Source organism: Microbacterium sp. A94 (assembly GCF_051842855.1).
Classification (GTDB): domain Bacteria; phylum Actinomycetota; class Actinomycetes; order Actinomycetales; family Microbacteriaceae; genus Microbacterium.
Genome location: NZ_JBPXMU010000002.1, coordinates 532,351 through 552,660, shown reverse-complemented (window position 1 = coordinate 552,660; position 20,310 = coordinate 532,351). Strand labels below are relative to the sequence as shown.

Annotated in this window: 22 protein-coding genes; 10 read left to right on the top strand and 12 right to left on the bottom strand. The window is 66.7% G+C overall.

Annotated elements, in window-relative coordinates:
• The first annotated feature begins 24 nt into the window (after positions 1-24).
• Positions 25-486, top strand: a complete 462-nt coding sequence (locus ACSU1L_RS08555; RefSeq protein WP_438253052.1) for an aminoacyl-tRNA deacylase — start codon at positions 25-27, stop codon at positions 484-486.
• Between the two features lie 25 nt (positions 487-511).
• On the opposite strand, the gene ACSU1L_RS08550 is transcribed toward ACSU1L_RS08555, so the two are convergent.
• Complete coding sequence (locus ACSU1L_RS08550; protein ID WP_439255435.1) at positions 512-934, bottom strand: NUDIX hydrolase; 423 nt, start codon at positions 932-934, stop codon at positions 512-514.
• A 111-nt stretch (positions 935-1,045) separates the two neighbouring features.
• Between ACSU1L_RS08550 and ACSU1L_RS08545 the strand changes: the two genes are divergently transcribed.
• The 3 genes from ACSU1L_RS08545 to ACSU1L_RS08535 are packed head-to-tail and all read left to right on the top strand — an operon-like array spanning position 1,046 to position 3,377.
• Entirely contained in the window at positions 1,046-2,152 is a 1,107-nt protein-coding gene (locus tag ACSU1L_RS08545; protein WP_439255434.1) for a zinc-binding dehydrogenase, read from the top strand.
• A gap of 23 nt (positions 2,153-2,175) precedes the next feature.
• Entirely contained in the window at positions 2,176-2,925 is a 750-nt protein-coding gene (locus ACSU1L_RS08540) for an SDR family oxidoreductase (protein WP_439255433.1), read from the top strand.
• Complete coding sequence (locus tag ACSU1L_RS08535; protein ID WP_438252437.1) at positions 2,922-3,377, top strand: MaoC family dehydratase; 456 nt, start codon at positions 2,922-2,924, stop codon at positions 3,375-3,377. Before ACSU1L_RS08540 ends, ACSU1L_RS08535 begins: the two co-directional genes overlap by 4 nt.
• A 71-nt stretch (positions 3,378-3,448) precedes the next feature.
• On the opposite strand, the gene ACSU1L_RS08530 is transcribed toward ACSU1L_RS08535, so the two are convergent.
• A complete protein-coding gene (locus ACSU1L_RS08530; protein WP_439255432.1) occupies positions 3,449-4,672 on the bottom strand; it encodes an acetyl-CoA C-acetyltransferase in 1,224 nt (407 codons plus the stop codon).
• Positions 4,673-4,697: 25 nt separating this feature from the next.
• On the bottom strand, positions 4,698-5,924 hold the full coding sequence (locus ACSU1L_RS08525) for an acyl-CoA dehydrogenase family protein (RefSeq protein ID WP_439255431.1): 1,227 nt from the start codon (positions 5,922-5,924) through the stop codon (positions 4,698-4,700).
• Positions 5,925-6,036: 112 nt separating this feature from the next.
• Here ACSU1L_RS08525 and ACSU1L_RS08520 point away from each other — a divergent pair, with 112 nt between their 5' ends.
• The 5 genes from ACSU1L_RS08520 (at position 6,037) to ACSU1L_RS08500 (ending at position 11,113) form a co-directional block, all read left to right on the top strand.
• Positions 6,037-6,705 (top strand): QsdR family transcriptional regulator, encoded by a 669-nt coding sequence (locus ACSU1L_RS08520; RefSeq protein WP_439255430.1) that lies wholly within the window; start codon positions 6,037-6,039, stop codon positions 6,703-6,705.
• A 45-nt stretch (positions 6,706-6,750) separates the two neighbouring features.
• Positions 6,751-7,152: an acyl-CoA thioesterase gene (locus tag ACSU1L_RS08515; protein ID WP_438252433.1), complete on the top strand. Its 402-nt coding sequence runs from the start codon at positions 6,751-6,753 to the stop codon at positions 7,150-7,152.
• 97 nt (positions 7,153-7,249) lie between these two features.
• Positions 7,250-8,284 (top strand): phosphotransferase family protein, encoded by a 1,035-nt coding sequence (locus ACSU1L_RS08510; protein ID WP_439255429.1) that lies wholly within the window; start codon positions 7,250-7,252, stop codon positions 8,282-8,284.
• Complete coding sequence (locus ACSU1L_RS08505; RefSeq protein ID WP_439255428.1) at positions 8,284-9,498, top strand: acyl-CoA dehydrogenase family protein; 1,215 nt, start codon at positions 8,284-8,286, stop codon at positions 9,496-9,498. The genes ACSU1L_RS08510 and ACSU1L_RS08505 overlap by 1 nt, the downstream gene beginning before the upstream one ends.
• A gap of 40 nt (positions 9,499-9,538) precedes the next feature.
• Positions 9,539-11,113, top strand: a complete 1,575-nt coding sequence (locus ACSU1L_RS08500) for an AMP-binding protein (RefSeq protein WP_439255427.1) — start codon at positions 9,539-9,541, stop codon at positions 11,111-11,113.
• Here ACSU1L_RS08500 and ACSU1L_RS08495 read toward each other — a convergent pair.
• Positions 11,079-11,987, bottom strand: a complete 909-nt coding sequence (locus ACSU1L_RS08495; protein WP_439255426.1) for a helix-turn-helix transcriptional regulator — start codon at positions 11,985-11,987, stop codon at positions 11,079-11,081. The two genes, ACSU1L_RS08500 and ACSU1L_RS08495, sit on opposite strands and share 35 nt — an antisense overlap.
• 151 nt (positions 11,988-12,138) lie before the next feature.
• On the opposite strand from ACSU1L_RS08495, the gene ACSU1L_RS08490 reads away from it, so the two are divergent.
• Complete coding sequence (locus ACSU1L_RS08490; protein WP_439255425.1) at positions 12,139-13,119, top strand: hypothetical protein; 981 nt, start codon at positions 12,139-12,141, stop codon at positions 13,117-13,119.
• Between the two features lie 74 nt (positions 13,120-13,193).
• Here the strand turns inward: ACSU1L_RS08490 and ACSU1L_RS08485 are convergent, their stop codons facing one another.
• From ACSU1L_RS08485 to ACSU1L_RS08450, 8 genes are all read right to left on the bottom strand, one after another.
• Positions 13,194-14,480 (bottom strand): ABC transporter substrate-binding protein, encoded by a 1,287-nt coding sequence (locus ACSU1L_RS08485; RefSeq protein ID WP_439255424.1) that lies wholly within the window; start codon positions 14,478-14,480, stop codon positions 13,194-13,196.
• 7 nt (positions 14,481-14,487) lie between these two features.
• Positions 14,488-15,525 (bottom strand): branched-chain amino acid ABC transporter permease, encoded by a 1,038-nt coding sequence (locus ACSU1L_RS08480; RefSeq protein ID WP_439255423.1) that lies wholly within the window; start codon positions 15,523-15,525, stop codon positions 14,488-14,490.
• Positions 15,522-16,400, bottom strand: coding sequence for a branched-chain amino acid ABC transporter permease (locus ACSU1L_RS08475; protein WP_438252425.1), 879 nt, complete (start codon positions 16,398-16,400; stop codon positions 15,522-15,524). Before ACSU1L_RS08475 ends, ACSU1L_RS08480 begins: the two co-directional genes overlap by 4 nt.
• Positions 16,400-17,119, bottom strand: coding sequence for an ABC transporter ATP-binding protein (locus ACSU1L_RS08470; RefSeq protein ID WP_438252424.1), 720 nt, complete (start codon positions 17,117-17,119; stop codon positions 16,400-16,402). Before ACSU1L_RS08470 ends, ACSU1L_RS08475 begins: the two co-directional genes overlap by 1 nt.
• Entirely contained in the window at positions 17,116-17,877 is a 762-nt protein-coding gene (locus tag ACSU1L_RS08465) for an ABC transporter ATP-binding protein (RefSeq protein ID WP_439255422.1), read from the bottom strand. The genes ACSU1L_RS08470 and ACSU1L_RS08465 overlap by 4 nt, the downstream gene beginning before the upstream one ends.
• A 102-nt stretch (positions 17,878-17,979) precedes the next feature.
• The gene (locus ACSU1L_RS08460) at positions 17,980-18,714 is read right to left on the bottom strand and encodes a glucose 1-dehydrogenase (RefSeq protein WP_439255421.1); all 735 of its coding nucleotides are present in this window, start codon (positions 18,712-18,714) and stop codon (positions 17,980-17,982) included.
• Positions 18,711-19,718 (bottom strand): NADPH:quinone oxidoreductase family protein, encoded by a 1,008-nt coding sequence (locus ACSU1L_RS08455; protein WP_439255420.1) that lies wholly within the window; start codon positions 19,716-19,718, stop codon positions 18,711-18,713. The genes ACSU1L_RS08460 and ACSU1L_RS08455 overlap by 4 nt, the downstream gene beginning before the upstream one ends.
• Positions 19,702-20,295, bottom strand: coding sequence for a TetR/AcrR family transcriptional regulator (locus tag ACSU1L_RS08450; RefSeq protein ID WP_438252420.1), 594 nt, complete (start codon positions 20,293-20,295; stop codon positions 19,702-19,704). Before ACSU1L_RS08450 ends, ACSU1L_RS08455 begins: the two co-directional genes overlap by 17 nt.
• Between the last annotated feature and the right edge of the window lie 15 nt (positions 20,296-20,310).

Here is a 20,310-nt window from a genome sequence, read left to right as displayed (position 1 = left end):
TCTGCATCTGACCCGCATTCGCGGGTGCGGGATGCCGCGGCTGCTCGCGGGCTCGACATCGAGATCCGCGAGCGCCCGGCGGCGAACAGCCTGCATGAAGCGGCGGCCCTGCTGGGGATCGACCCATCCGGAATCGTGAAGACTCTGGTCGTCAAGCGCGCGGATGACACCTACCTGTTCGCGCTGGTACCGGGCGGACGATCGATCTCGTGGCCGAAACTGCGCGCCCTGGTGGGCGTGAACAAGCTGCGCCTGCCCGAGCCTGAGCTCGCTCTGGCAGCAACCGGCTACGAGCGCGGCACGATCGTTCCGATCGGCAGCAGCACCGACTGGCCGATCTACGCCGACGAATCAATCGTCGGCCAGCAGGTCGCGATGGGCGCGGGAGCACACGGCTTCAGCCTGTTTGTCGATGCGGATGCGCTGATTGCCGCCTACGGCGCGACGGTCGCCGATATCTCGGAGCCCGAGAAGCCCCGCTCCTGAGCGCCGCCCCCGTGCGGGATCCGCGTCACAGGACCTCGCCCATGTGCAGAGCGATGTCGACGAGCTTCACGCGCTGCAGCTCTGCAATGCTGGGAACCGTGAACCAGCCGGCCATGTCGGTGGAGCCATTCTCCTCGAAGCGGAGTTTTCCGCCGGAGATCTTGGCGCGATAGACAATGCGCAGGGTGTGCAGCGGCACGTCAGCCTTCTTCACGCGCCTGCCCGCGGGGATGACTCGCGAGTGGACGCCGAGAAGCTCCTGTACATGCACGGTGTAGCCGGTTTCTTCGCGCACCTCGCGGCGCACGGCATCCTCTGGATCTTCACCGGCTTCGAGGCCGCCGCCGGGCATCGTCCAGGCGACGCGGCGCCCTTCGGTCCAGCGCGCCAGCAGCACCTTCCCGTCGTCATCGGTGACGACGGCGTATGCTGCGACCCGCAGATCCATGTTCACACCCTACTGGCGTCACCGTGATCTGATCGACTGGATTACATACCGCCCAGTCGGTATGATTATCGAACCGCGATGCATCGGAGCATCGCGCGCGAAGGAGACCGGATGCTAATCCGTGGAGCCGTACTCGAGACATCCGGATCGAAAGCGCCCTTCGCGAGGTCGAATCCGTTCACGATCGGTGAGGTGGAGCTGGATCAGCCCGCCGCCGGCGAGCTCCTTGTCCGCATCGAAGCGGCCGGCATCTGCCACTCCGACCTCAGCGTCGTCGACGGCAACCGCACTCGCCCGATACCGATGCTGCTCGGACACGAAGCGGCGGGCATCGTCGAGCAGCTCGGGCCCGGCGTCTCTGACATCGCCATCGGCACGCGTGTTGTGATGACGTTCCTCCCGCGCTGCGGCTCCTGCGAGAACTGCCAGACCGACGGCAGACTGCCCTGCATCCCCGGATCGGCGGCGAACAGCGCCGGCACGCTGGTCGGCGACGGCATCCGACTCCATCGAACGGCCACCGGCGAGAGCGTTCATCACCATCTCGGCGTCAGCGCCTTCGCCACGCACGCGGTTGTCAACCGCCAGAGCGTCGTGGCTGTCGAGTCCGATGTCCCCGCCGAAATCGCCGCCCTGCTCGGTTGCGCCGTGCTCACCGGCGGCGGCGCGGTCATCAACGCGGCCCGCCCCGCGCCCGGCGAGCGCGTGATCGTGGTCGGTCTCGGGGGCGTCGGCATGGCAGCACTCCTGGTTGCCATCGCCCTCGGCCACGACGTCATCGGTGTCGACGCCGTGCCCGCCAAACTCGATCTCGCGCGGGAACTCGGTGCCTCAGCGGCGTTTGAGCCGGCCGCAATCATCGCCGCCGGGCACCAGGCGTCCGTCGTGATCGAAGCGGCAGGGTCAGCACGGGCCTTCGAGACGGCTCTCGCCCTCACGGCCCCCGGCGGAACCACGGTGACCGTCGGCCTGCCCCCGCCCGACGCCACCGCCACCGTCTCGCCACTGCAGCTGACCGCCCAGGCCCGAACCATCATCGGCAGCTATCTGGGTTCGGCCGTTCCGGAACGCGATATTCCCCGCTATGTCGACCTCTGGCGCACGGGGGCATTGCCGCTGGAACGACTGATCTCATCGAGAATCACCCTCGACGACCTGCCAGAGGCGATGGACCTCCTGGCCTCCGGCACCCAGCTGCGCCAACTGCTCACCTTCTGAATCACCCACTGAGAGGACACTTTATGACTCGCACTGCCATCGTGACCGGAGCCGCGCGCGGTATCGGCGCTGCCACCGCCATCCGTCTGGCCGCCGACGGATGCGCCGTCGCCGTGCTCGATCTGGACGAAGCCGCCTGCGCCGACACCGTGCAGGCCATCACTGATGCTGGCGGACAGGCCCTCGCCGTCGGCGCAGACGTCTCCGATGCTGCTGCCGTCGCCGCCGCCGTCGACCGCATCGCCGCCGAACTCGGAGCCCCGACGATCCTGGTGAACAATGCCGGCATCATCCGTGACAATCTGCTGTTCAAGATGACCGAGGATGATTGGGATCTTGTGCTGTCGGTGCATCTGCGCGGCGCGTTCCTGATGAGCAGGGCGGTGCAGAAGCATCAGGTCGACGCCGGCTGGGGTCGGATCGTCAACCTGTCGAGCACCTCGGCGCTCGGCAACCGCGGGCAGGCGAACTACTCCGCAGCCAAAGCCGGGATGCAGGGGCTCACCAAGACCCTCGCGATCGAACTGGGCCGCTACGGAGTCACCGCCAACGCGATAGCTCCCGGATTCATCGTCACCGATATGACGCGTGCAACCGCCGAGCGGATGGGCGTGGGATTCGACGAGTTCGTCGAGCACATGGCCAAAGAGGTTCCGGTGGGCAGGGCAGGAGCCCCCGACGACATCGCGGCCGCCGCGGCGTTCTTCTGTTCCGAAGAGGCGAGCTTCGTGTCGGGTCAGGTGCTCTATGTGGCAGGCGGGCCGACCGCATGAGCATCGTCGCAGATCACCCGTCCGCACTCGCCGATATGGTCGGCCGCAGCGCAACCGGCGACTGGTTCACCATCGACCAGGAGCGCATCCAGGCGTTCGCCGATGCCACGGAGGACTGGCAGTGGATTCACCTGGACGCCGAGCGTGCAGCATCCGGTCCTTTCGGCGCAACGATCGCGCACGGCTATCTCACCCTCTCGCTGCTGCCGCGCCTGACTGATGGCCTGCTCCAGGTCAGCGGAGCATCCATGGTCGTGAACTACGGACTCGACAAGGTGCGATTCCTGCAGCCGGTGACCGCCGATTCGCGCGTGCGCGCGATGACCGAGATCACCGCGGCGGATGGCGGGGCGCAGGGCTGGCGGGTGAGCGCCCGCACCACGATCGAAATCGAGGGGTCCGAGCGTCCGGCGCTGGTCGCCGAGACCATCGCCCTGTTCATTCCGGCGTAGTCGGCAGACGAACAGACGAGGCGCGACCCTCAGCGGGTCGCGCCTCGTCTGTCGCTGTGTGGTGTGCCTCGTCAGACGCGCTCGAGCACCATCGCCATGCCCTGCCCGCCGCCGACGCACATGGTTTCCAGACCATAGCGTCCGCCGGTAGCGGCCAACCCATTGATGAGCGTCGACGTGATGCGCGCGCCCGTCATCCCGAAGGGGTGACCGACCGCGATCGCCCCGCCATGCACGTTCAGCCGCTCCTCGTCGATGCTCAACTCGCGAGCCGAGGCGATCACCTGCGAGGCGAAGGCCTCATTGATCTCCACGAGGTCGATATCGGCGATGTCGAGCCCCGCCCGGGAGAGCGCGCGCCGCGAAGATTCCACGGGCCCCAGCCCCATGATCTCCGGCGACAGCCCGCTCACCCCGGTCGAGACGATCCGTGCCAGTGGTTGAAGTCCCAGCTCCTCCACCACCCGTCCCGACACGATCACCACGGCCGCTGCCCCATCGTTGAGTGGGCAGCAGTTGCCGGCCGTCACAGTGCCGTCCGGACGGAAGACCGGCTGCAATCCGGCGAGCGACTCCGTTGTGACCCCGGGGCGGGGCCCATCATCAGCCGACACCACCGTGCCGTCCGCGAGGCTCACCGGGGTGATGTCACGCCCCCAGAAACCAGAGGCGATCGCCGCTTCGGCCCGCTGCTGCGACCGTGCGGCGAAAGCATCCTGCTCCTCGCGGGTGATCCCGTGGATCTGCGCAACGTTCTCCGCGGTCTGCCCCATCGCGATATACGGATCGGGGAGCCGTCCGGCCGCCCGCGGGTCGGTCCATGCGGCAGCGGCGCCCCCCGAACGCGCCGTGGAGAGCGCGACGGCTTCATCGAATACCCGATTCTGAATCACCTGCCCCGGTGACACGTCTGCCATCCCCTGGCCGTAGCGACTGACCATCTCCACACCCGCGGACACGAAGATGTCTCCCTCGCCGGCCTTGATCGCATGGAACGCCATCCGGGTGGTCTGCAGTGAAGACGAGCAGTACCGGTTCACGGTGGTGCCCGCAACCGTGTCGAGCCCGAGCAGCACCGAGACGATGCGCGCAATGTTGAACCCCTGCTCGCCAGCCGGCTGGCCCGTGCCGAGCATCAGGTCATCGATGCGCGCCGGGTCCAGGCCCGGCACCTGGTCAAGTGCTGCCTGCACCATATTCGCGGCGAGGTCGTCACCGCGAAGTGACGTCAGTGAGCCCTTGCCCGCGCGGCCGATCGGTGAGCGGGCGGTGGCGACGATGTATGCCTCGGTCATGAAATTCTCCTGGTTTCGTAGCGGATCAGACGAATGCCGGGATGCCGGTGATGGCACGTCCGACGATGAGGGAGTTCATGTCATAGGTGCCCTCGAAGGTGTAGACGGCTTCGGCGTCGGCGAAGTAGCGCGCGACCCCGTAGTCGAGCTGGATGCCGTTTCCGCCGCAGATCTCGCGGCTGCGGGCCACGACCTCGCGCATCCGCTTGGTCACGAATGCCTTCGCCATTGCCGAGTGATGATCGCGCTGCTCACCCTCATCCTGCAGTTGAGAGACGCGCATGCACAGGGCGATGGATGCCGTGATGTCGGCGAGCGAGTCGGCGAGCTTCTGCTGCACGAGCTGGAACGACGCGATCGGTTTGCCGAACTGCATCCGCTGTTTCGCATAGGCCAGGGCGCCTTCGTAGGCACCGACGGCGACGCCGAGTGCCTGCCACGCGACGTCTGCCCGGGTAAGCCGAAGCACAACGGCGAGGTCGCGGAAGCTGTCGATGCGCTGCAGGCGGTCGCTCTCTGCAACCACGACGTTCTCCAGCACGATGTCCGCGTTCTCCACTGCGCGCAGCGACTGCTTGCGTTCGATCTTCGTGCCGGTGAATCCGGCGGTCGGGGTGCGCACGAGGAAGCCCTTCACCTGGTCGTCGGCGACATCACGCGCCCAGATGACGACGAGATCGGCGAAGGCGCCGTTACCGATCCAGCGCTTGGCACCGTTGAGCACCCACTCCTGTCCGCGGCGCTCAGCCGTGGTCTCCAACCCTTTCGCGGTGTCGGATCCGTGTCCGGGTTCGGTGAGACCGAACGCTGCGACCTGCTCACCGGCGGCGAGAATGGGCAGCCATTCCGCCTTCTGCTCATCGGATCCGCCCACCGCGATGGCGGTCATCGCGAGTCCCGAGTGCACGCCGATGAAGGTGGCCGTCGAGGGGTCGGCGCGCGAGATCTCCATCGCCACCCAGCCGCGGAAGACCGCGCTGTTGTCGAACTGCTGCGTCTCGGGGAAGGCGTTGCCGTAGAGGCCGAGCTCGGCGATCTGCGGCACGAGGCGGCGCGGACTCTCCGCACGCTCCCAGTGCTCATCGGCGAATGGGCGGACCTCGGTATCGAGAAACGCCCGGATCCCGCGCAGTGCGTGCTGCTCGGTGTCGGTCAGTCGGGTCTGGAAGTCGTAGAAATCGACGTCGAGAAGATCCGCGGGTGCAGGATCTGTCGTCGCCGCGGAGGTGGTTGCGGTCAGGGTGGTCGTCATGGGGGCTCCGATCGTCAGTGATCAGAATCGAGTATGCATCATTATTCAAAACGTTGCACTACAAATTCAGAAACGTTGCAAACAGACGCCTCGACCCGGGTAGAGTGCTGGCATGACCCGCACGGCCGCGCCCGCCATCACCCCTGCATCCACCATTACCGTGGCCTCGATCGCTGATGCCGGACTCACGGCAGCGCCCTCCTGGCTCTCCGAGCGCCTGAACACCCACGCCGATGCCCGCCGCGCCTTCGACTGCGCCCGCGAGATTTTCATCACCGGAGAACGCATCGACATGGGTGGTTTGGCCGCATCCCTCGGAATCGAGCGAACGTCACTTTTCCGCTGGGTCGGCAATCGTGACGCGCTGCTGGGCGAGGTGCTCTGGTCGCTCGCGACGCCCACACTCGCACAGGCTGATCATGCGACCGCTGATCTCAGCGGCGGAGATCGCATCGCGGGCATCCTCACGCACTTCGTGGATGATCTGATCACCGCCGAGTACTTCCGCCGATTCCTGCGGCGAGAGCCGGCGCGTGCGCTGCGCCTACTGACCACCAAAGAAAGTCCGATCCAGCGGCGCTATGTGGCGACCGTCGAATGGCTGGTGCATCGCGAACTCGGCGACGAGCCTCTCGGCGGCGCGATCGACCCGGCCGGCCTCGCCTACCTGCTGGTGCGGATGTCGGAGTCATTCACCTACGCGGATCTGATCTCTGGCGATCCCCCCAGCGCCGCACGCGCACGCACCGCGTTCCGGCTGCTGCTGCGTGTCGACGACTGACGAGCCTGCTGATCGAGCCTGCCGACCGAATCGAGGAGGATTCGCATGTCTGAATACCGCGTGCATGAGCCGTTCGCGACCCGCTGGAGCGACAACGACCAGTACGGTCACCTCAACAACACCGTCTACTACCTCGCGATGGACACGGTCATCAACACCTGGATGATCCGGGAGGGTGCCCTGGACCCTCAGGGCGACGCGATCGCCCTGTGCGCAGCATCGTCCTGCGAGTTCCACGCCCCGGCATCGTTCCCCGAAGCGCTGTCGGTGGGCATCGGGATCGAACGGCTGGGAACGACGAGCATCACCTGGAGCCTCGGCATCCTCCGCGATGACGAGCAGATCGCAACGGGTCGTTTCGTGCACGTGTTCGTGGATGCCGCCACCCGCCGACCCACACCCGTCCCGGCATCCATCCGGCAGGCGATCGACACGCAGCTGCGCTGAGCGGCGCGCATCCGTATCGGAATCGCTCGCACACAAACCGACCATCCGGTATGCTGACCTCGACGGCTCATCGCAGAGTCGCAGGAGGGTGGCGCAGATGCCTGAGGTTCCCGGTCTCGACGTGACGGCGCTGACCGCCTGGTTGGCACAGACGCACCCTGAACTCGCCACGTCGGCCGCACTGCGCGCATCCGTCATCGCCGGCGGGCGCAGCAACCTCACCTACGCCATCGACGGCGGTGCTGTTGCGCTGATCCTGCGACGTCCACCACTCGGGCACGTGCTCTCCAGCGCGCACGACATGGGCCGTGAGCACCGCGTCATCTCCGCGCTGTCTGCGACCCCGATCCCCGTTCCGGTCGCCATCGACCTGGTCGACGACACCACCGGAACCATCACCGGCACCCCGTTCTTCCTCATGGAGCGCGCTCCGGGACAGGTGCTGGTCTCGCCCGCGCAGAACGCCGAGTACGCCCCGGCGGCGCTGCGATCACTGAGCATCGAGCTCGCCGAGCACCTCGCCGACCTGCACGCCGTCGACCCCGGCTCGGTCGGTCTCGCTGATTTCGGTCGACCGGACGGCTACCTCAAACGTCAGCTGTCCACCTGGCGGCGCCAGCTCAAGGCATCCCGATCCCGCGCGACCCCGCACCTCGATCGGCTCCAGGCCTCGCTCGCCGATGGCATGCCCGAAACCACACGCACCGGCATCGTGCACGGCGACTATCGTCTCGACAACGCGCTGGTAGACGGCCCGGTCACCGCGCCCCATATCTCCGCGATCCTCGATTGGGAGATGGCAACGCTCGGCGACCCCCTCGTGGACCTCGGCATCTTCGCCCTGTACTGGGACATCGCCCAGCTGCCGGGCGCGGAAGCCGCCGTCGCCAGTGCCGTGGACCCGGATGCCGGCTACCCCAGCTTCGACGAACTCGCCGACGTCTACGCCGCCCACGCCGGAACCACCCTCCCCGATCTCGCCTGGTACCGCGCATTCGCCGCCTACAAGCTGGCCGTCATCCTCGAGGGCATCCACTACCGCTTTCGCACCGGATCCACCGTCGGCGAAGGATTCGACAGTATCGGCGGGCTCGTCGAGCCACTGGCCGAGAAAGGACTGCAGGTGCACTGATGGATTTCGCTCCGGACGCACGAACCACGACGATCACAGCGCAGGTGCGCACTTTCCTCGATGAGGAGGTGCTCCCTGCGGAGGCCATCCTCGACGAGCAGCTGGCCGCCACCCCGGATGACTGGTCGTTCCGGCCCATCGTGCGCGAACTCCAGCAGAAGGCGCGCGAGCGCGGCCTGTGGAATCTATTCCTGCCCGGAGATGCTTCCGAGACCGGGGCTGCTGGATTGACGAACCTGCAGTACGCCGCCGTGGCCGAGCTCACCGGGTGGAGTCCACGCCTGGCACCCGTCGCCTTCAACTGCGCGGCGCCCGACACCGGGAACATGGAGGTGCTGAACGACTTCGGCACCCCCGAGCAGAAGCAGCGCTGGCTGACGCCGCTGCTGAACGCCGAGATCCGCAGTGCGTTCTGCATGACGGAGCCGGATGCCGCATCCAGCGATGCGACCAACATCGGCACCCGCATCCGCCGTGATGGTGACGACTACGTCATCACGGGCCGCAAATGGTGGTCGACTGGCGCGATGAATCCGGATGCCGCGATCTTCATCGTGATGGGCAAGACCGATCTGGATGCGGCTCGTCACCGGCAGCAGTCGATGATCCTCGTGCCGCGCGAGACGCCGGGTGTGCGGATCGTGCGCCCTCTCACTGTCTTCGGTTACGACGATCGGGATCACGGCGGCCACGCCGAGGTGGTGTTCGACGAGGTGCGCGTGCCGGCATTGAACCTGATTGCCGCTGAGGGCGACGGCTTCGCCATTGCGCAGGCACGACTCGGACCCGGGCGCATCCACCACTGCATGCGTGCCATCGGCATGGGTGAGCGGGCGCTGTCCTTGATGACTGCACGCGCCAACGCGCGACACGCATTCGGCCGGCCGCTCGCCGAACAGGGCGTCATCCGGGAATGGGCGGCCGAGGCGCGCATCCAGTTGGAAGCGCTGCGACTGCTGGTGCTGAAGACCGCGTGGCTCATGGACACCGTCGGCAATCGCGAGGCGATGACCGAGATCCAATCGATCAAGATCGCCGTTCCCCGTGCCGTGCAGACCATCATCGACCGTGCCATTCAGGTGCACGGCGGTGCTGGTGTGTCCGGTGACACCCCCCTGGCCGAGCTCTACGCCGGTATCCGCTCGCTGCGCATCGCCGACGGCCCCGACGAAGTGCACCTTGCCAGCCTCGGGCGCGCGCAACTGCGCCGCTGAGCCACTCGCACCCGACAGCATCCACGTCAAAGGAGACATGATGACCCACAGCCCTGACCCCGCGATCGATGGCGCCGGCTTCCCGACGCTGTCGGTTGCCACCATCCTCGCCGAATCCGCCGTGCGTCATGCCGATCGGCCCGCAGTGCTCTTCGCCGGCACCACGACCACCTATCGCGAGCTGTGGGATCAGACCCGCGCCTATGCCGGGGCGCTCCGTGATCGGGGCATCGGTCGGGGCGACCGGGTGGCGATGCTGATCCCGAACGTGCCCGACTTCGCCCGCGTCTACTACGCGGTGCTGTCGCTGGGCGCGATCGCCGTGCCGGTGCATCTGCTGTTCAAGTCAGAGGAGATCTCCTATGTGCTGCGGGATGCCGAGGCCGACCTGCTCGTGGCCGCAGCACCTCTGCTGGCTGAAGCTGTTCCGGCCGCGCAGCAGGTCGGTGTGCCGCTGGTGACGGTGCTTCTGCCCGCAGATGCCGGGGTGGCGCTGCCGCGCCTGGAAGTCGAGGCGGCAGCATCCACCCCCATCGTCCGGCACGAGGCGACCAGTGCGCTCGATCCCGCAACGATTCTGTACACGAGCGGCACCACCGGCACCCCGAAGGGGGCGGTCGGCAGCCACCTGTCGATCATCGAACAGGTGCACTGCACCCTGATCGATGCCTTCGACCTCCGAGCCGATGACGTCGTGTTCGGCGGCCTGCCGCTGTTTCACACCTTCGGTCAGACCGCGGTGATGAACATGGCTTTCCGCGTCGGGGCATCCGTCATCCTGCTGCCGCGCTTCGATCCGGATGAGGCTCTCGCGCTGATGGTGGCGCAGCAGGCGACGGTGTTCACCGCCGTTCCGACCATGTATGTCGGGATGCTGGAGGCAGCACGACGCTCACCCGGTCGGCCGCCGTTGCGGTATGCCGTCTCCGGAGGCGCAGCTCTGCCGGTCGCCGTGCTGGAAGCATTCCACAGCGCCTATGCGGCCGAAGTTCACGAGGGTTATGGCCTGACTGAGACCGCACCGACGGTGTCATCAAACCCGCTGGGAACGCCCATCCGCCCCGGAACCGTCGGGCGCGCGATGTGGGGTGTCGATGTCGCGATCGCCGACCCCGAGATCGATGAGCGCGTCGTCCTGATCGATGACACGGACGCGCTGGGAGAGGTGGTCGTACGCGGCCACAACCTTTTCAAGGGGTATCTGGGCAGGCCCGACGCATCGGCAGGGGCGGTGGTGGACGGCTGGTTCCGCACCGGCGACCTCGGCACGTATATCGACGGCGTTCTGACCATCGTCGACCGCAAGAAGGACATGATTGTCCGCTCCGGCTACAACGTGTACCCCACCGAGGTGGAGGCGGTGCTCGCCCGGCATCCTGACGTCGCCGTCTCGGCTGTCTTCGGTATCGCCGACGACGTCAAGGGTCAAGAGGTGCACGCCGCCGTCGTCGCCCGCGAGGGTGCGTCAGTGGATGCCGATGAGCTGATCGCCTTCGTCCGTGAACACATCGCCGCATACAAGTATCCGCGCGTCGTGCATCTGGTGACCGAACTGCCTCTGGGCAGCAGCGGCAAGGTTCTCAAGCGCGAGCTGGTGGAGGAGTACTCGCGCTGAGTTCACTCGGGGCGAGCGCACCCGGAACGACATGGTGCAGGAGCGACAGCCCCTCCCGCGATGTCGAACCGGCTGGGGCGGTGTGCGTCACGAGCACCTGCGAATAGTTGCCCGGCGATTGCAACGACTGCTTCGTCACCGTGAGCGCGCCCACCAGCGGATGGCGCAGTTCGTAGACGGCGGTGCTGCGGGCCTGCACGCGATTATCTGCCCACAGTCGAGCGAACTCGGGGCTCTTCATCGACAGCATCCCGATCAGCGATGCCAATCCGGTGTCGTCCGGGTACTGGCCCACGGCCAGGCGGAGGTCGCCGACCACGGCACGACTCTTCGCCGTCCAATCCACATAGAGTGCCTTCAGCGCCGAGTCGAGGAAAACCAACTCAGCCAGCACAGGACGCGAGTGCGGATGCTGTGGGGCATCGAAGCTGAGATGCGGGGTCAGCAGCGCGTGGCCGACGTGATTCCACGCGAGAACCTCGCTGCGTCGCCCGAGCACCATCGCCGGGATGTCGGGCATCGAATCGATGAGTTCGAGCAACGCCGGATCGGCTGATTCCGCTGTGCGCACGGCACGCATCCGCAGCGTCCCGTCGTTATGGCTGGCCAGGGTGTGCAGGTGCGCACGCTCATCATCGTTGAGCAGCAGTGCGGCGGCAAGGGAGTTCAGCACCTGCGCGGATGGTCCGCCTGCCTGCCCCTGCTCGAGGCGCGTGTAGTACGAAGAACTGACGCCTGCCAGCATCGCGAGCTCTTCGCGGCGCAGTCCCGCCACGCGGCGATTGTCGCCGTACAGGGTCAAGCCCGCCTGCTCCGGCGTGATCCTCGCACGGCTTGCACGCAGGAACATGCCCAGCTCATTTTTCTCCGCCATCTCCCCATTGTGCCCGGGTCAAGCGGCGGCGGGGTATCCCTCTCGGGGATACCCACACGGCGGGCTGGTGCCTCCGATCAGGCGACCGCACAGTGGAATCCGGGCATCCCCCGCACCAACGCCAACACACCAACCAAAGAGGTACTCACTCATGTTCACCACCCGATTCGCCACTGTCAGCCTCGGCCTGCTTACCGTCGGGGCGGCGCTCGCCCTCAGCGCCTGCTCTGCACCCGCAGCATCGAGCGAGGCGACACCCGCGACACTCTTCTCGAGCGCGACCGATGCCACCATCGTTGCGTCCTTCGACCTCACCGCCGGGCAGCTGCCGGAGAACATCGTCCGTGCCGCCGGCGACGGCGTTGCTGTCACCTTCGCGGCCAGCCGTCAGATCGCAGAGATCTCCGCCGCCGGAGACATCGACATTCTGGGTACGCTGCCCGCCCCCGCCGCGGGAGGCACCGCCACCCCGGTGCTCGGTTTCCCGCTGGCAACCGGCCTCGCCTACGTCGACGGCTCGTACTTCGCGCTATATGCGACCGGCGAAGCAGATACCACCGGATTGTGGGAGCTCGACGGGGACGGGGAGTTCGATCTGATCGCAACGCTGCCCGCCACAGGCCTGCCGAACGGCCTCGCCTATGACGAGGAACATGATCAGTTCCTTGCGGCCGACTCGGTGCTCTCGGCGGTCTACAGCATCACGCGCGACGGTGAGGTGTCGACCTGGTCAGATGACGCCGCTCTCGCCCAGGGCGGGTTCCTCGGTGCGAACGGAGTGCAGCTGCACGGCGGTGACGTCTACGTCTCAAACCTGGATGCCGGAACCATTCTGCAGATCGACATCACCGCTGACGGGACTGCGGGCGAGATCAGCGTCGCCGCCGACGACCTTGTCGGCATCGACGACTTCGCCTTCACCGGACGCGAAGACCAGATCGTCGCGACGCTCGACCCGAGCAGCGAGGTCGTCCTCGTCCACGATGGCGAACGCACAACGGTGCTGACTGAGCACGACGGTCTCAGCAACCCGACCTCGGTGCTCGTGCAGGAAGGCACGATCTACGTACCCAGCGCCGCCTATGTCACTCAGGACAACCCGAACCTGTTGACCGCAATTCTTCAGCCGTAGTCGCCTCCGGTACGCAGAGGACGAGGAGTGGCTCGGATCTCAGGATCCGAGCCACTCCTTTCGTGTGTGAGAGGTCAGGATCCGGGCACGCCCTCAGCCGTGAGCGCCACCGGCGCCGGTTCGACCGACGTGACGGTGCCGCCCTCAACCATGTAGGTCGCGCCAGCGTAGTCCTGCACACCCTGGTCAACCAGGCTGATGCCAACACCCAGATACGCCGCATGGTTGTCTTCGCTGAACGACAGCGGCAGGATGCCGTTACCGGCGAGGTCACCGGAGCGAACAGCATCCACCAGCGCCTCGCGGGTCGGGTTCTCGCCCGCTGCGGCCAGCGCCTCGGCGAACAAATACGCCACGCTCATGCCGTAGATCGTGTTTCCGTCGAACGGTGCGCCGGCGTTGTACTCGTCGTTGACCTTCTGGAACAGCGTGACCCAGTCACTGTCACCGTCCAGGGCCGGCAGGTAGTTCGTCCCCACGAACCCCTGCAGCACCTTCGGGCCGACGTCCTCACCGAGGTAGCCGATCAGAGTCGGATAGTCGGCGCCGGACGACGACGAGAACCACTGCGGGAACCACCCGAGCTGCGCGGCCGTGCCCACCGCCAGGGCCGTGAACCCATTGATCGTGCCGAGGATGTTGATCTCGCACCCGGCCGCCTTCAGGGCACCGACCTGCGCGGTGACATCCTGGTTCGACGTCGAGTAGCGCTCGATGTGGGTGAGGCCGCCCTCGCCGAGAACGAGCTCAGCGCCCTCGATCATCTCGTCTCCGAAGTCGTCGTCCTGCCCGAGCAGGCAGACCTTCTTGTCGGGGTACTCGTCAGTGGCGTACTGCGCGAGCGCGGCGGACTCGACGATGTAGTCGGCGTTGAACCCGAAGGTGAACGGGTACTTCTCCGGCTGATTCCAGTTCGTGGAACCGGACGCGACGAACAGGTCGGGTACCTCGTTCTGATTGAGGAAGTCGAGCACGGCCATGTGCGGCGCGGTGCCGAGGCCGTTCACGATCGCGAAGACCTCATCCTCCTGGACGAGTTCTCGAACCACCGTCTGGGTGGTGGCGGGGTTGTAGCCGTCGTCCTTGACGATGTACTCGATCTGTCGGCCGTGCACGCCGCCCTGCTCGTTCAGGTAAGCGAAATATGCGGTCACTGCGGCCGAGATCGATGAGTAACCGGCAGCTGCCGGACCGGTCAGCGGTGTGTGCGTGCCGATCGTGACGGTGTCGTCCGTGACACCCGGAACGGCAACAGCAGGATCGTCAGCGGGGGCGGGAGTGCTGCAGCCGGCGAGCGCGATCGCGACGGCGGATGCCGTCACGAGTGTCGCGATCCGCCGGAGCGGGGAGTGCTGTGACATGGTTCACCTATTTCTGTGGGTAGGGAATTGCAGATCGGATGCGAAGACTGGCGAGGCCGCCCGGGCGGGCGATCATCGTGATGATCAGAAGAGCGCCGAACACGAGCAGCGGCAGGTTGCCCGCAAGTCGCTGGGCGACCTCTGCCGGCAACGGAAGCGCTGCCGTTCCGGTGCCGATGACCCAGGGCAGCATGACAATGAGAGCAGAACCGATCGCGGCGCCTCCGATGCTGCCGAGGCCGCCGAGCACCGCGGCGACCAGCAGTAGCAGCGAGAACGCGAGCGTGTATGCGCCGGGGCTCACCGACTGCGTGATGAAGCAGAGCACCGCACCGCCTGCCCCGGCCGCCACTGCACTCACCACGAACGCGGTGACCTTGACCTGCGCTGCGGCGACGCCGTTGAGTCGGGCTGCGGTCTCATCGTCGCGAACGGAGCGCATCCGTAGTCCGAGGGCACCGCCGCGCAGCACGGCCAGCACGGTCACCACGATTCCTGCCACGATGATGGCAACCCAGGCCTGCCACTGTTCGAGCGCGATGATCGTGCGCAGCGCGTCGGGAACGCCGTCATAGGCGATCTGCAGTCCCTGATCTCCTCGGAAGACTCCAGAGAACACGGCGGTGACGGCGGGGACCGCGATCACGAGCGCGAGCGTCACTCCGGCAAGATACGGTCCGCGCAGACGTGCGGCGGCAAGCCCGAGCAGCAGGCCGAGGATCCCTGCCGCCACAATCGCGACGAGGAACGACACCAGAAAACGCACCACGCCATCGATGCCGGCTTCCGTCAGCGCATTCGCCGTGAGGGCATACCCATAGCCGCCGGTGGCCATCAGGGCCGCGTGTCCGAGCGAGAGCTGGCCGCTCTGCCCGACCAGCAGCGTGAGGCCGGCGACCGTGCAGAACGATGCCGCGATGGTAGCGAGCTGGAAGTTGCGATAGGGATCGAGCAGGAAAGTGGCGCCGATCGCGAGGATGGTGAGGATCACACCGAACACGATCGTGCGACGTGTACCGCGCAGTGCGCGCAGGATGCGGTTCATGCGCTGCGCGCCTCTCGTAGGGAGAACACTCCGCCGGGCTTGAGTAGGAGCACCACGACGAGCAGCAGGAGCACGCCGATCGGTGCGACGGTGGCGCCGAGGTATCCGGTGACGAGTGTCATCAGAACACCGACGATCAGTCCGCCGAGCATTGCGCCGACGGGGGAGTCCAGACCACCCACCACGGCGACGGCGAACGCGTAGACGAAGAGCATGTCGGTGGAGTGCGGGTTGAGGCCGAGTTCGGTGGGCACCAGCAGGATGGCGGCCAGCGCTGCGACAGCGCTGGAGAGCATCCATCCGATCGTCACCATCCTGTTCACTCGCACACCCAGCACGCGCGACACCTCGGGGGAGAATGCCGCGGCGCGCAACTGCAGGCCGAGTGATGTGCGGGTGAACAGGAGGGCGAGAGCAGCCATCACCGCGAACGCGACGACAAGAATGAAGATGTCGTTCGGAGAGAGCAGGGGCACGCCGCCGACAATGATCGGTGCATCGTCGAACGGCGCGGTCATCGGCCGATACTGCGGGCCGAACAGGATGCCGAGCAGCGATTGCAGCACCATGACGAGACCGATCGCGATGATGACGCCGGTGAGGGGATTGGCGTGCGGCGCGAAGCGCATGACCCCGCGTTCCACCACCAGACCCACCACCGCTCCGGCGATGAGTCCTGCGCCGAGACCAGCGAAGTAGTTGCCGGTGAGGCCGCTGACCGCGAAGGCGACGTAGGCCGCGACCAGGGCCATCGCACCCTGCGCGAAGTTGATGATGCGCGCGGCGCGCCAGATCAGCACGAGCGACAGTGCGAACAGCGCGAAGATCGCGCCGCGGGCGAGGCCGGTGGCAAGCAGGAAGGCGAGACGATCCATCAGAACCCCAGGTAGGCGTGTCGTACGGCGGCGTCGCCGGCAAGCTCGGATGCCGGAGCATCGGCCACCAGGCGACCGAGATCAAGCACCACGCCACGGTCGGCGATCGACAGGGCGCTGGTGACGTTCTGCTCGGCGAGGAGCACGGTGATTCCGCGCTGCTCTGCCGCGTCGCGGAGGGTGGCCATCAGCTGAGCGACGACCAGTGGCGCCAGTCCCAGCGACGGCTCGTCGAGGACGAGCACGCGCGGCTCGGAGATGAGCGCACGGCCCAGGGCGAGCATCTGCCGCTCCCCTCCGGAGAGCTGATGGCCGTCGGCGCTGCGCCGGCGGGCAAGCGGCTCGAACAGTTCGAGGATGCCGGCGATAGCGCGCTCGCGCGCAGCTGGGCGGTGGCGCCACAGAGCGCCCAGGCGCAGATTCTCCTCGACGGTCAGCTCGGCGACCACGCTCTGGCCTTCCGGAACGAGGGCGAGGCCGCGCCGGGCGCGGTCTTCGGTGCGGAGCCTGCCGAGGTCGGTGCCGTCGAGTGCGATCGAACCGGATGCTGCAGGCACGAGCCCTGCGAGTGTGCGCAGCAGCGTCGTTTTGCCGGCGCCGTTGGCCCCGAGAAGCGCGACCACCTCACCGGGGCGGAGGTCGATGCTGACCTCGTGCAGCACCGGGGCACCGCCGTATCCGACGGTGAGGTCGGTGATGGTGAGAGCGGCGCCGGTCATGCCGACAGCTCCTCGGGCGAAGCGTCTTCTGCTTTGACGCCGAGATAAGCCTCTTCGACCCGGGGATCGTTGCGCACCTGATCGGGTGCACCCTGGGCGATCACGCGTCCGAAGTCCAGCACCACGATGCGGTCGGCGATGCCCATCACGAAGTCGACGTGGTGCTCGACGAGCAAAACAGCGCACCCGGTATCTGCGACTCCGCGGATCACCTGGGCGAGAGCATCGATGTCTTCGACTCCGAGACCGCCGGCCGGTTCGTCGAGCAGCAGCAGCGAGGGGGAGGCCACGAGTGCTCTGGCGAGCGCGACGCGCTTACGGTCGGGGTACGCGAGGGCGGCGACCGGGCGATCAGCCATGGCAGTGAGGTTGTGAGCTTCGAGTTGCGCTGTGACAGCGGTCTCGGCATCCCGCTCCCCCACCACCGGGATGCGAATGTTCTCGCGCACGGTCAGGCTGCCGAACAGACCGAGGCCCTGCAGGGTGCGCGCGAGCCCCCGTGCCGTCAGGCGTGCGGTCCGGCGCGGGGCGGGGCGACCATCGATGGTGACTTCGCCGCGAGTGCTGACCAGTGCGCAGATCGCGTTGAACACCGTTGTCTTTCCGGCGCCGTTCGGGCCAATCAGCGCAACGATCTCGCCGGGGCGCACGTCGAACGAGACGTCGTCGACGGCGGTCAGGCCGCCGAACGTCACGGTGAGATGGCTCACCTCGAGTCGGGCGGGTTCCTGCTTGGACTGCAGGGTATGGGTATTCATCGGCACCTCTTCGTGTCGCTGGTTCGACCACTGTACCTTAGAAACCGACCGGGCGGTATGTGAATGTTGCAGAAGGGTTTAGCGACGGGTTTTGCGACGGGTTCAGCGGTGCGGGATGCCGGCGATCATGCCGCCGTCGACGACGAACTCCGCGCCGCTGGTGAACGACGACGCATCGCTCGCGAGGAACACGATGGTGCCCGCCAGGTCTTCCGGCTCGCCGGGACGCCCGAGCGGGATGTCGAGATGCGCCGGGTCGATCCTGGTCGTCATCGACGTGTTGATGAACCCCGGATGCACCGAGTTGACCCGGATCCCGAACGGCCCCAACTCGACCGCGAGAGATGCCGCGAGCCCGCGCACCCCGAACTTCGCCGCCGTGTAGCCATGCAAACCTGCGCTGCCGCGCATCCCCTCGACCGAGGAGATGTTGATGATCGATCCCTTGCCCTGCTTCTTCATGGCCGGAACCACCGCGCGGCAGCCGAAGAAGGTGCCGGTGAGGTTGACCGCGATCACGGCATTCCACTTCTCGGTGCTGAGGTGCTCAATCGGGGCGGCGTTCGCGATGCCCGCGTTGTTCACCAGAACGTCGACGGCGCCGAAGGCCTGCACCGCAGCATCCACCGCGGCCGTCCACTGCACCTCATCGGTGACATCCAAGGAGACGAACAGCGCGCGATCACCCAGCTCGGCGGCAAGAGCCCGTCCGGCATCCTCGAGGATGTCTGCGATCACGACCCGACCGCCCGCGGCGTGCAGCGCACGGACGTACGCCTCTCCGATGCCGCGCGCACCACCGGTGACCAGCGCCACCCGGCCATCGAGCTCGTTCATGATGCGATCTGAATGACCACGCGGCCCACGGTCGTGCCGGTCGCGAGCTTGGTGATCGCCGCCGGCGCATCGTCGAACGCCACCACACTGTCGATCACCGGCGCGATCTTCCCCGCCTCGAACAGCCGGATCAGCTCGTCATGCGCCTCGTCGACCAGATGCGGCAGACGCTCCTGATACAGACCCCAGTACAGCCCGAGCACGGCGTAGTTCTTCACCAGGGCGTGACTCACTGTGAGCTGGGGAATCTCGCCACTCGCGAACCCGATCACGACGATCCGGCCCTCGAAGGCGACGGCACGGGTGGATGCGGTGAACGCGGCACCACCCACCGGATCGAACACGACGTCGGCGCCGTGCCCGCCAGTGATGCGCTTCACTTCGGCGACGATGTCGTCGCCGCGCAGGATGACGTGCTCTGCGCCCGCCGCCCGCGCGACTTCGGCTTTCGCCTCGGAGCCGACGACGCCGATGACTCTGGCACCCGCGGCTACGCCGAGCTGCACGGTGGCAGCCCCGACTCCACCCGCCGCGGCATGCACGAGCAGCCACTCGCCCGCTTGCAGCTTCGCCCGCCGGTGCAGCGCGAACCATGCCGTTTGGTAGGCGATGTTCAGACCCGACGCGGCGTTGAAGTCAAAGCTCTCCGGAATGGCATGCACGGATGCCGCATCCACTGCCGCGTATTCGGCGAGAACGCCGATCTTCCCCGCGACGACCCTGTCGCCCACAGCGTGTGTGGAGACACCACTGCCCACGCCAACCACTGTCCCGCTGCACTCCACCCCGGGAATGAAGGGCAGCTCGGGCTTCACCTGGTACTCACCGCGAGCAAGCAGCACATCCGGGAAGTTCGCTGCGACTGCCGCGACCCGGATGAGCACCTCACCTTCGGCGGGCACGGGTGTTGGCACACTCTGCTGTGTCAGCGCTTCGGCGGGTTCACCGAGACTGGTGACCTGCCAGGCGCGCATGGACTGCGGAACTTCAGTGGGGGACAGCATCCGTTCTCCTCAGGCTGGTGAGAAACAGGTCGGTGAGCTGCTCGGCGATGAGCGTCTTGCCTTCCGGTCCCTCGGGTGAATACCAATGCGACAGATAGTGCACGTCGCTGAAGAAGTGCGCGACGAGCAGGGCGACCGGAATGTCATCACGGAAGATGCCCTCACGCTGTCCGCTCCCGATGAGAGCGGCGAACTCGTCGTGGTATCCGCGGCGTCGGCGCGTGACATCCTGCTGTCTGGGCGCCGAGAGCATGTTCATGCTGCGGAAGAACACCGCCCCTTCGGCGATGTGATCGATCGAGGTCTCCAGCACGTCGACGCACGCTGCCCGCAGGACCTCGTCTGTGGCCCCACCGCGCGCGATGATCTCATCGAGGTGCGCCCTCTGCAGCGTCAGCAGCGCATCGTAGATACCGAAGAGCAGATCATCCTTCGATTCGAAGTAGTGGTACATCGCACCCTTGGTGACGCCCGCGGCCTCGACGATCTGCTGAACGCTCGTGTTCGCGTACCCGCGAGTGGCGAACAACTCGACGGCAGCGCGCGTGACATTCTCTGCGACGTGTGAATCCTTCATACCCTCATCTTTCCG